The organism is Aquirufa ecclesiirivi (genome assembly GCF_011250515.1).
GTDB lineage: Bacteria > Bacteroidota > Bacteroidia > Cytophagales > Spirosomataceae > Aquirufa > Aquirufa ecclesiirivi.
This window is the reverse complement of the sequence record NZ_JAANOP010000002.1, coordinates 139,128-151,223: the sequence shown is the minus strand read 5'-3', so window position 1 is coordinate 151,223 and position 12,096 is coordinate 139,128. Positions and strand designations below refer to the sequence as shown.

Below are 12,096 nucleotides of genomic sequence, written 5' to 3'. Positions count from 1 at the left end.
GATGAAAGAAATGTTTGAGCCCATTTTTAATCTACATCAAAGTTTCATGCAAATGGAATCGGTGAAAGATAATGCTCGATATGCAGCGGTGGTGGCCATCATTCATAAAAATGTGGATCAGCATACTATAGTATTGATAAAGCGAAATGAATACGATGGAGCACATTCAGGACAAATGGCTTTTCCAGGAGGAAAACAGGAATTATCTGATCTGGATTTGAAAGTTACTGCCATACGAGAAGTAAAGGAAGAAATCGGGATTGATGTACCTTATGAAGCCTTGCAGGCATTGGAACCTGTTTGGGTCATGGTATCCAATTATTGGGTTCAGCCTTATTTTGTTGTCTTAGAAGAAAAGCAAAATTACGTTTTAGATAAACGAGAAATAAATCGTATTTTTGAAATACCTGTGTCACATTTCCAAGATAGTTCGCAATTAAAAGCGCATCAATTAAAGATTCAAAATGAGACCTATTGGGCCCCTCAATTTGAATTTGAAGGTGAAGTTATTTGGGGTGCTACAGCCTTATTTTTATACCAATTATTCCACCTAAAAATAGGGGAGTTAACATTATAGTTCGATTATATGGATGAATCATTGGATGGCAGCTTGCAAAATCAAATTGCCGTGGCAGGAATGTACGAAAATTGGTTTTTAGAATATGCCTCTTACGTAATTCTTGAACGCGCTGTTCCAGCCGTAGCAGACGGATTAAAACCTGTACAAAGAAGGATTCTTCATGCTTTGAGGGAGATGGACGATGGTCGCTTTAACAAAGTAGCCAATGTGGTAGGTCAAACCATGCAGTATCACCCTCACGGAGATGCTTCCATCACAGATGCCATGGTGAATCTAGGGCAAAAGGAATTACTATTTGATTGCCAAGGAAACTGGGGAGATATGCGCACGGGAGACAGTGCTGCCGCAGCTCGTTATATCGAAGTAAGACTATCCAAGTTTGCCAATGATGTCGTTTTTAATAACCAAACCACCAAATGGCAATTGTCATACGATGGGCGTAAAAAAGAACCCATCACATTACCTATAAAATTTCCATTATTACTAGCACAAGGAGTTGAGGGTATTGCAGTAGGTTTAGCGACCAAAATCATGCCTCATAATTTTTGTGAAATATTACAGGCTTCCATCGATTTATTGAATAATAAAAAAGTGGAACTATTACCTGATTTCTTAACAGGGGGACTACTAGATGCATCAAATTACAATGATGGCTTGCGTGGAGGAAAAATTAGAATTCGAGCTAAGATTGAAGAAGCAGATAAGAAGACCTTGGTAATCAAGGATATACCTTATTCCACCACTACTACTTCTCTGATTGATTCCATTATAAAAGCCAATGACACTGGAAAAATTAAGATCAAAAAGGTCATTGATAATACAGCCAAAGACGTTGAAATTCAAATACAATTGGCTCCAGGCATTTCGCCAGATGTGACTATAGATGCACTCTATGCTTTCACCGATTGTGAAATCTCTATTTCACCGAATGCTTGTGTCATTATTGATGAAAAACCTCATTTTGTAGGTATTTCAGAAATCCTTAAAGTAAGTACAAATCAAACGGTTGATTTACTGAAACAGGAACTAGAAATCAGGAGAGCAGAACTGATGGAGCGTATCCTTTTCAGTTCATTGGAGAAAATATTCATTGAAAATCGGATTTACCGAGATATTGAGGAATGTGAAACCTTTGAATCGGTCATCGAGATGGTTGATAGGGGTTTGGAGCCATTCAAAAAGGATTTTTACCGTGAAATTGTTGAGGAAGACATCTTACGCTTATTAGAAATTCGCATCAAACGTATCTCAAAATTCGATGCATTCAAGGCCGATGAAGCCATGAAGCGTTTGGAAGAAGAATTGAAAGAGGTTGAACATCATTTGGCTAATTTGATCACTTATGCGATCAACTATTTCAAAAACCTGTTACAAAAATACGGTAAGGGTAGAGAACGAAAGACTGAAATTCAAAACTTTAACACCATCACTGCCACCGTCGTAGCAGCTGCCAACCAAAAATTATATGTAAATCGTACGGATGGATTCATCGGATATGGCTTGAAAAAAGACGAGTATCTTATGGATTGTTCTGATATCGATGATATCATTGTATTTCGTCAAAATGGTACCTGCGTTGTGACCAAGGTACAAGAGAAAGTATTTGTAGGTAAGGACATTTTGTATTGTTCCGTATTTAAGAAAAATGATGATCGAAAAGTATATAATTTGGTCTATTTTGACGGGAAAAATGGAATTTCTTATGTCAAACGATTTAAAGTTACTTCCGTAACCCGTGACCGAGAATATAAATTAGTAAGTGACAATGCGAAGTCGAAAATCACTTATTTCTCTGCCAATGAAAATGGGGAAGCTGAAATTATTCAAGTTAATTTAACGGCCAATTGCACCGCCAAAATCAAGCAATTTGATTATGATTTTGCCAAATTAGCGATTAAAGGACGGGAATCATTAGGTAATGTGTTGACCAAATATCCTGTTAGAAAAATTGTTCAAAAATCAGCTGGGGTATCCACGCTTGGAGGAGTAGATATTTGGTATGATGCCACAGTTGGGCGCTTGAACCGAGATGAACATGGTCAATTTATAGGGAACTTTGAGCCCAAGGATAGCATTTTAGTTCTCTACAAATCTGGGAATTACGAATTGACTAATTTCGAATTAACCAATCGTTACACAGCTGATGAGATATTGTATTTGAAAAAATATGAAGCTAATAGCATTATCTCTGCTGTTTATATTGATGGAGCAAGTAAAAATCATTTTATCAAAAGGTTTAAGTTAGAAACGACGACCATCGACAAGAAATTCTTGTTTATATCGGATCATAAAGCTTCGCGATTGATTGCTGCAACGGACAATTATGCTCCCAATGTGCAGATTAAACATAAACCAGATGGAAAAACGAATCAAGTAGAATTATTACCGATCTCAGAATTAGGGGAAGTGCGTGGTTGGAAAGCCATCGGAAATAAGCTGAACTATCCTAAATTAACTGATTTACAATTCATCGATACCGAAGAAAAAGCACCCAATCAACCAGAAGATGAAAGTCTAATGGTAAGTGGAGATGATGAACCTGAATTCATCATAAAAAATCTTGCTGGAGACATTGAAATAGCTGAAACTGAATCAGAAGAAAATAATAATACTGGAGAATCAGATACTGATTCAAAAGAAGTTGATGATATCCCATTTGAAATCAAGAATTTGCCACCTGATCACAAAGATTTAGGGACTGGAGAACAATTAGGCCTATTTTAATTATGGAACAATCGCTGAATAATAAAAAAACCATGAATGCTTGGGCATTTTATGATTGGGCTAATTCAGTGCATTCATTAACCATTGTTTCAGCCATCTTTCCCATTTATTTCCCCGTGGCGGCAATTGTCATGGGAAGTAAACATCCTGAATTAATAGAAATTGCGGGATTTTCTCTCCAAAATACTGTTGTCTATTCTTACATCATTTCTTTTGCCTATTTGATACTTGCCGTATTCATGCCCTTTTTATCAGGAATAGCTGATTATACAGGGAGCAAAAAAAACTTTATGCGCTTTTTTTGTTATTTAGGCGCATTTAGCTGTATGCTTTTGTACTTATTTACCAAAGGACAATACATCATTGGTTCCTTGGGATTTTTATTTTCCATCATTGGATGGGGAGGAAGCCTCGTTTTTTATAATTCCTTTTTACCTGAAATAGCCAGTCCCGACCGCTATGATCAATTAAGTGCCAAAGGTTTTTCTTTGGGATACATTGGAAGTGTTATCCTTTTATTACAGAATTTAAGTATGATTCTAATGCCCGATTTATACGGTGGAATATCGGTAGAAATGGCATCTAGAATTTCTTTTTTAACGGTTGGGGTTTGGTGGTTTATTTTCGCCCAAATACCTTTTTATTATCTACCAAAATCCGTGCAAAAAGAAAAAGATCATCCAAGGTGGTGGTTAGGTGGGTTTAAAGAATTAAAAAAGGTATTTCATGAAATCACTCACATTCCTTCGATAAAGAACTTTTTGTTGGGTTTTTTCCTATACAATATGGGCTCACAGACGGTTATGCTCTTGGGAGCTCTTTTTGGTAGTCAAGAATTACATTTGCCTTCTGAATCACTCATTATTACCATTCTACTTATTCAGTTAGTCGCTATTCCTGGGGCTTATGTTTGTGCTCATTTATCCAAAAAAATAGGCAATGTAAATGCCATTCGCGTCATTATTGTATTTTGGATCTTGGTTTGCTGTTCTGCCTATTTTGTACGTGAAACTTTTCATTTCTATTTATTAGCCACTGCCATAGGCTTTGTCATGGGCGGAATTCAGTCGAACTCCAGAGCAACCTATGCTAAATTATGCCCTGAAAATGAGCATGATACAGCTTCATACTTCAGTTTTTTTGATGTTTGTGATCGGGCTTCTACGGTTGTAGGAACATTTATATTTGGACTTTTAATTCAGTTAACGGGGAATATGCGTTTAGGGATTTTGGTACTAGCCTTAGTATTTGTGTTAAGTTTGATTTACATGGCAAGACTTCATAAAATTAACCCCGCGGAACTTAGATCGGAATAATATTTCGTTCATTTAATTCACGCCAAGATTCAGGAATTACTGATAAAATTTCCTCATGTAATGCTTTTATAATGCCTTTTCTTGCATAACTAGGAGAATAAACCAAAGAAACCTCTCGGACAGGTTTGGGAAATGGTAAAGGGAAGACGTGATCCTGTTTATTCGAATCTAATAAATCATACAACATTTCGGGTATAATTGTCTGCCCACCAGCATCTTCCGCAATACGAACAATGGTTTCCAAGCTTCCTGTTTGATAAGTTATTCGCGAGCTTAAAGTTTGTCCCGATTTAAGATTACATATGGAATTAATTTGACTACTTAAACAATGCCCTTCTTCTAATAACCATAAATTCTCCGGCTCCACTAGTTGACATATCTTACCACTAGCTAATCGAAGATTGGAATAAAGGTATAGTTCTTCGTAATACAAATGCTTTTCAATCAATTGATCTCCCAAAGGAGTTACTAAAATTCCAATATCCAATTTACCTTCTTTGATTTCCTTCACAATATTCGAAGTCGTGGTTTCCGAAATATTGATATGCAATTCAGGGAATTTTTGTTGAAATCCGGATAAAAAACGTGGCATTAAATAGGGGGCAATAGTAGGAATAACACCAATACGCACATTCCCTGAAACTTGATTACTCCAACCTTTGGATAGATCCTTTAAAGTAGCTGTTTCTTTTAAAATTACTCTCGCTTGTCGGATAATCTCCTCTCCCTGTAATGTAGCTTTTAATGGTTTATCTTTTCGATTAAATAAAACAATATTTAACTCTGATTCAAGCTTTTGAATCTGCATACTAAGGCTAGGTTGGGTAACGCAACAAAAATCTGCCGCTTTTGAAAAACTTTTTAGATCATCTAATGCCACAATGTATTCTAACTGAGTGATTGTCATGTGATATAGTTTAAAACTATACAAATATAGTAAATATAGATTTGCTTGATAGGATTTACTTATCGAAATTTGTGTAACATTTAAACGAAACAATATATATTATGTCTACACACATGTTAGGATTGGGAAGTAAGTTTCCTGCATTTGAGAAAAAAGCAGTAGTGTCATTAGAAAAAGATAAGGAGTTTGCTACAATCACCGCAGAAGATCATAAAAAAGATGGTAAATGGATGGTGATGTTCTGGTGGCCAAAAGATTTCACTTTTGTTTGTCCAACGGAGATTGCAGAATTCAATCGTCGTGCTGGTGATTTTTCTGACCGTGACGCGGTTTTAATTGGAGCATCTACTGATTCAGAATTCGTTCACGCGGCTTGGAGAAGAGATCACGATGATTTACGTGGATTAAAATTCCCTATGTTAGCTGATACTTCAAAAAGTTTAGCCGAAGAATTAGGTATTTTAACTGAAGATGAGAAAGTAGCTTACCGTGTTACTTACATTGCAGATCAAGATGGTATCATTCGTTGGGTTTCTGCCAATGATTTATCAGTAGGACGTAACGTAGATGAGGTATTACGTGTCTTAGATGCATTGCAAACTGACGAGCTTTGTCCATGCAACTGGAAAGCAGGAGAAGCAACCTTATAATATCAACTAAAGCCCCATTCATTTGGGGCTTTTTAACAACAAGATCATGAGTGAAACTAGAGATAATCTATTAGCCGAAATTAATTTACCTGCCACTAGTCATTTTCCACTTTTGGACCAATTGGATGCCACGGATAATCGTTATATCAAGGATTTAAAGATCAACGTTTCCAATGCATTAAAGTATGCTACCTTGACAGAAAAAGAAGCCCTATTATTGGCATTAGCTGTCTCTGTCAACCAAAAGCATGAAATCACCATTAATTCATTGACTGAATTAGCCAAATCTAAAGGAGCTACTGAAGCGGAAATCAATGAGATTCATGCTTTAACTTCTTTACTAAATGCCAACAACGTATTTTATCGTTTTAAGCATTTTGTAGGTAAAGATTTTTACAATACTGCTCCAGCAGGAATCAGAATGTCCATCATGATGAACCCTGTATTAGGAAAAGAATTCTTTGAACTAGCGAGTTTAACCGTTTCTGCCATCAATGGCTGTGAAATGTGTGTAAAATCGCACGAACAATCTGTTATTAATCACGGCGCTACTGAAGCCCGCATCATGGATGCCATTCGCCTAACCGCGATTTTCAAAAGCTTAATCGTTTTATTGTAGGGTAAAATTATTTACCCCACATCGCATTAGCCGTGTTCGGGAATGGAAGGGTCAATTCTGGTACTTGATGTACCATGCGATTGGCCCATTCTACTCCTTGCATCATGGAGTGATCTTGATTTGACACTTCATATTTCCAAGCACCAAATCTTCCGCGACTATACACATCCTTATTTTCTAAAACAGGTAATACTTGTTTTAATATACCATCGCGTTCAAGGGATGGAGTTGGGTATCCATAGGCCGTAGAAAAATAAAATTTGGAAATTACCTGCTCCTCTGATTCAATCAATCCATCCTCTAACATCGCTTTGATTGTATCTTCTACCAAGCTGGCTCGATTCACTGGCTTCATATCAGACTCGCTGACCTCTGCCATTAATGACCATTGATTAGCAGGATCAGGTACGTTATCTGGACTGTAATTAGAAAATACGGTAACACGGTAATACGGACTATTATCCTCAGGGAAATACATCCAACATTTCTTAGCTAATTGTTCTACTGGTTTACCTTTCAATCCAATACCAATCACGTGCGTGCTACTGTGTTTCAGACCTTGAGCAGTTTGAGTCACTTCCAAAGGTAAATCCTCACATTTTTGTGTGAATATATCCAAAGGAATCGTACTCATAACATGTTCGTATTCTATCTTAGTACCATCTTCTAAGGTAATTTGATGTTGATTTAAGTTGACCGACTTTACAGTAGAATTTAATCGAAAATAAGGTTCACCAATCAATTGACCTACCGCTTTCCAAATAGATCCTGTACCGCCAGATTTAGGAAATTGAAATAGATTATTAGGTCCCCATGAAAGATCATCTTTGTCAAAAATAATATTCTCCACAATTCTTCCTAAATCACTCACCGCCACGCGTTCACCCACCCAATTGGCGTTCATCATTTCAGGAGGGTAAGCCCACACTTTGAAATTATATGGAAACATAAATACATCGGCAATTCCTTGTCCACAAGTATTTAAAATCCATTCTCTAAAATTGGCTAATTTAGTAGATGGACCTTTTTTATATAATTCAATAAGACCCTGCAAACATTGCCATTGCTCTTCCTTAGGTAAATACCCTAAATTATTTTGGAAAGGATAAGGAACAAAACGATCTCTAATCCAAACCCAAGACTCTCGTTGATGCGTATACCAACCTTCTTCACCCAAAGCCAATTTCATCAAATCATCAAAATACTGATAATGAGAAAATTGAACGTGGCCTCCTACATCCCAAGTGAAACCTTCTTCATCTAGAAAACTGGTCGCTAGACCTCCTACGAAGTTTTCCTTTTCTAGAACGATAAAATCAGTGATTCCTAACTCTTTTAAACGATAAGCTGCACCTAGACCAGTGGGTCCTCCACCTAGGATAACATATTTATATTTCATTTTCCTTGGGTAATTTCTTTAACTAAACTGTTTAAATGAACTCTAAAGGCAACTAATTCTTTGAAACTTTGCCAACAAACTTGAAGCAATTTAAAATGACGTATTGACACTTCTCCAGTTTCTCTTTCTTTATGCAGAACAGGAATATTAAATAAATTTTGACCCGATTTTTTCGCCAAAACAGCTAAAAAGATATTAGGAGCAAAAGGTGTCTGTGCTGGTAATGCATGTAACAGTTTCTTTAGGAAACTTGTTTTGAATAAACGGAAAGGAATATTGGCATCATCTATATACGTGCCATAAATGAACAATAATGAGAATTTCAATATTCGGGTAATCACCAAGCGGAATGGATCATCATGTCTTACCTTGCGGTATCCTAAAATAAATTCAGATTGATTTCTTTTTTCCCAGAAATTACCAAAATCCTTTACGTCAAACTGATCATCTGAGTCGGTTTGAAAAACATAGGTTGGGTTCATTTCAACAGCCATTCTGTATCCATTAACCACCGCATTGCCATGTCCACCGTTTAATTGATGCTTAGCAATCAAATTAGGATAAATTCCAGAAATTTCATCTAAAATAGCTCCAGTACGATCTCTCGAACCATCATTTATGATGAGTAATTTGAATTTATCTGGACTCACGTAGGTAGAAATTCCATTGATCCAATGCGCTACCACTTGCTGAATACATTCCTCTTCATTGTAAGCAGGTATTACTACTACTAATTCCAAACTCATATTATTTTAATTTATCCTTGAAACTATTTATTGGCTTCTCAATAACAAACCAAGAAACACTGGCAACAAATAGTAATAAAATTAGGTTGACGAAAAATTTTGACCATATAAAATTAAGGAAATTTGTTTGAAATAGGGGCATATATTTAGAAATAGCCCACCATAAAGTATTTCCTTCTTGATGGTAATAATTATAAATAAAATTATGGTACAAATATAAACCATAAGATATCTTACCCATGTAATCTACCCAAGTAAGGGACAAAAAGCGACCAAAAAGATGTTGCCTTTCAGCTACCGCTTCTGCAATTAAAAAGAAGGAAAAAATAGCTGCTGCAGAGCGCTCTATGACGATAAACCACACATTATCATACGTATATTCTGCTAAGTGGGAAAACCAAAGTACTAAGAAAAAAGAAGCAAGCGTAAGAGGTAATATAAACTTGATTTCACTGATTCGCTGGAATGTTGATCGATGATAATGATAGAAATAGGCGAGTAAACCACCTAAACCAAAACTATCGACAGCACTGAAAGGATTAACATAGGACCACATCCAAGATGACTCTTTAAAGCTATGGCTGGCCAATAAATAAAAAAACAAACGAGAACAAAAACCTAAGGCTATCATCCAAGGGAATAATTGACCAAAGTATTTTCTTGGTAAAAACAGGATAAAATAGGGAAATATTAAATAGTATTGTTCTTCTACAGCCAATGACCAAAGATGGTCCCATACACCTATCCATTGCCGATGTATCATGATGTAAAAATCCGGCATATAAAAGACTAACCATTTCCAAACTTGGGAAAACGGTTCTATACGTAAATATCCACCAATTAATAAAATAAGAAAGTAAATGGGGAAAATCCGCAAGGATCTGCGCAAAATGAAGGTTTTGATTTTATTCCAAGGAGAATGACCTCTATCGGCCACATCATCAGCACTTTGAAATAATATACGAGTAATTAAAAAACCACTCAGTACAAAAAATATAACCACTCCTAAATGTCCTAATGGAAAGGGGATGCTTGGCACCAACCAGTGATCCAATAAAACCAAAAATACCGCCAAAAAGCGAATACCATTTAATTGCGTGAAATATACTGCGTGTTTATCGGTCATTAATCTCCTTGAAGGGTAAACTCCACTCTTCGGTTTAATTTTCTTCTTTCTTCACTCATGTTACTGGCCATTGGTTTGGTTCCACCCCATCCTTTAACGCGAACTCGATTCGCACTAATCCCCTTAGAAACGATGTATATTTTAACATTTTCAACCCTTTCTTGCGAAAGTTTCATATTTTCATTCCAGTCGCCTTGGTTGTCTGTATGTCCTTCCAACAGTATTTTAAAATTTGTATTGTCTTGAAGAATTTTGACAATTTTATCTAATTCTTCATACGAACTTGGGTTTAATTCTGCTTTACTTTGATCAAAGTTAATATTAGGAATTTGATATTGCTTATTCAATTGAATAGGAATTATCAAAAGGTTCCTTTGAACATTTTTATAATTTCGTTCGGAAGTATAATCAAATTTTTCTACCCGACAGATGTAGCCATCTTTAACTACTTGCATGGTAAATGCCTTTTTGGCAGGCCACATGAAACTATAATCGCCTAAATAGGGATCATAGTCTACCCAAAGAGAATCAGTGCCTGCCACTGATTTAACTAAAATCTTAGCTGCAACCGTTTCTTGAGAATCTTGATTCAGTACTTGCCCAGCCATCTGAATCAATGTCAATGGCTTTGCTTTTTCTGGTATTTTAATTCGATAAATATCTTCGGCACCCAAAGAGTTCTCTACAGAACTGAAATAGGCATAGTCACCTTGAGCAGCTACAGAAAAATAGCCATCCCATTGAGCTGTATTGACAATTGGACCTAAGTTTTCAGGTTCAGACCAATTCAGCCAAGTATCGTCTAGGCGACGGGTTAAAAAGATATCATTGTTTCCATATCCCACATGTCCACTGGATGAGAAATACATCGTCACTCCATCGGGAGCAATAAAAGGAGTCGATTCTGATTCACCAGTATTGACAATTTGTCCTATGTTCCTAGGTTCGGTCCAGCTATCATCATTTTTCCAAAAAGAGACATAAATATCTTTGCCACCAAAAGAATCTTTCATCTCGGTAGTCATCACTAGAATCTTTCCATTGGGAGCTAAGGAATACTCAGAGAATTCTGATTTATTTTTAAAATTCAATATTTTCAATGCTTTGGGGAAACTCCAGTCACCCGTACGAAGCAAAAAGGACATCGAAACGCCTTTTTCCATTTGTCCGTCATTTCTATACACATTATTCAATAGCATGGTTTTGCCATTAGGAGAGATGCCACAAACCGCATTGTTTTCATCATTATTAATGGGTTCAGGAAACAATTCAGCTTTGGCCCAAGATTTAGTATCTGCTTGCCAATTAGACACCCAGATATCTTGGTTCTTATTTTTCCCCATATTAGATGGATGTTTCCAACGGGTAAAATAAAGTTTTTTACCATCTGGACTAATCACAGGGCAAATTTCATTGTATGGAGAATTGATTTCTTTTCCTAAATTCTCTTTAAAAGAATAGGCATTGGCATCTTTGTTCAATTTCAAACTTTCTTCAATAGGAACATCTGAATCCGATATTCCAATGGCATCAATTTGAGAATAACCTTTTATCCTTTCGGAATTCATCGATATTTTAATGGCGCGTAATGGGACCGTTGCAGTAGGTAAATTGATGCTAGTTACTTGAGCTGATTTTTGAGCATATCCAGGATTAAACTCCTTTAACAAGATCAATTTATTGTTTTCATCTAATCCATCTACCCGCACAATGGATCCTGCTCCAAAATTTTCAAAAATAGCTACTTGCTTTACCTTAGATAAACTATCAAATGAAACAATTATATATTCTCCGGCTGGGTTGTCAGGAGTTAGGGACTGCCAGGCACTTGGACTGTTACTAAATGTTGGGTATTTACTGGGTTTACCTAGGATATGTAAGGACCTAAACTCCAAACCTAATAATGGATCAGCATATTCACTTGAAACAGAAATGACTTTATTAGCCCAGCGAACACGCTGTGCAGGCAAGCTAAAAACAAGCAGACAATAGAAAATTCCAAAAATGAAGCGGATTTTCAAATTCATGA

At 36.3% G+C, this 12,096-nt stretch carries 10 protein-coding genes; 5 read left to right on the top strand and 5 right to left on the bottom strand.

Translation table 11 applies throughout. From position 1 onward, the window contains the following. The first annotated feature begins 1 nt into the window (after position 1). Genes G9H65_RS03940 through G9H65_RS03930 form a run of 3 tightly spaced genes read left to right on the top strand, consistent with a single transcriptional unit; the run spans position 2 to position 4,620 of the window. Positions 2-577, top strand: coding sequence for an NUDIX hydrolase (locus G9H65_RS03940; RefSeq protein WP_166374048.1), 576 nt, complete (start codon positions 2-4; stop codon positions 575-577). Positions 578-586: 9 nt separating this feature from the next. Beyond that, positions 587-3,304, top strand: coding sequence for a DNA gyrase/topoisomerase IV subunit A (locus G9H65_RS03935; protein ID WP_166374047.1), 2,718 nt, complete (start codon positions 587-589; stop codon positions 3,302-3,304). A gap of 2 nt (positions 3,305-3,306) precedes the next feature. Next, positions 3,307-4,620, top strand: coding sequence for an MFS transporter (locus tag G9H65_RS03930; protein WP_205753239.1), 1,314 nt, complete (start codon positions 3,307-3,309; stop codon positions 4,618-4,620). Here G9H65_RS03930 and G9H65_RS03925 read toward each other — a convergent pair. Then, entirely contained in the window at positions 4,607-5,527 is a 921-nt protein-coding gene (locus G9H65_RS03925) for a hydrogen peroxide-inducible genes activator (RefSeq protein WP_166374046.1), read from the bottom strand. The genes G9H65_RS03930 and G9H65_RS03925 overlap by 14 nt on opposite strands. A gap of 101 nt (positions 5,528-5,628) precedes the next feature. Here G9H65_RS03925 and G9H65_RS03920 point away from each other — a divergent pair, with 101 nt between their 5' ends. Next, complete coding sequence (locus G9H65_RS03920) at positions 5,629-6,177, top strand: peroxiredoxin (protein WP_166374045.1); 549 nt, start codon at positions 5,629-5,631, stop codon at positions 6,175-6,177. 46 nt (positions 6,178-6,223) lie between these two features. Beyond that, complete coding sequence (locus G9H65_RS03915) at positions 6,224-6,796, top strand: carboxymuconolactone decarboxylase family protein (protein WP_166374044.1); 573 nt, start codon at positions 6,224-6,226, stop codon at positions 6,794-6,796. A gap of 7 nt (positions 6,797-6,803) precedes the next feature. On the opposite strand, the gene G9H65_RS03910 is transcribed toward G9H65_RS03915, so the two are convergent. The 4 genes from G9H65_RS03910 to G9H65_RS03895 are packed head-to-tail and all read right to left on the bottom strand — an operon-like array spanning position 6,804 to position 12,094. Then, positions 6,804-8,195, bottom strand: a complete 1,392-nt coding sequence (locus G9H65_RS03910) for a protoporphyrinogen/coproporphyrinogen oxidase (protein WP_166374043.1) — start codon at positions 8,193-8,195, stop codon at positions 6,804-6,806. Then, positions 8,192-8,941: a glycosyltransferase family 2 protein gene (locus G9H65_RS03905; RefSeq protein ID WP_166374042.1), complete on the bottom strand. Its 750-nt coding sequence runs from the start codon at positions 8,939-8,941 to the stop codon at positions 8,192-8,194. Before G9H65_RS03905 ends, G9H65_RS03910 begins: the two co-directional genes overlap by 4 nt. Before the next feature lies 1 nt (position 8,942). After that, positions 8,943-10,067 carry an acyltransferase family protein gene (locus tag G9H65_RS03900; protein ID WP_166374041.1) on the bottom strand — a complete coding sequence of 375 codons (1,125 nt, stop codon included), beginning with the start codon at positions 10,065-10,067 and terminating at the stop codon, positions 8,943-8,945. Continuing rightward, positions 10,067-12,094, bottom strand: a complete 2,028-nt coding sequence (locus tag G9H65_RS03895) for an OmpA family protein (protein WP_166374040.1) — start codon at positions 12,092-12,094, stop codon at positions 10,067-10,069. The genes G9H65_RS03900 and G9H65_RS03895 overlap by 1 nt, the downstream gene beginning before the upstream one ends. Positions 12,095-12,096 lie beyond the last annotated feature (2 nt).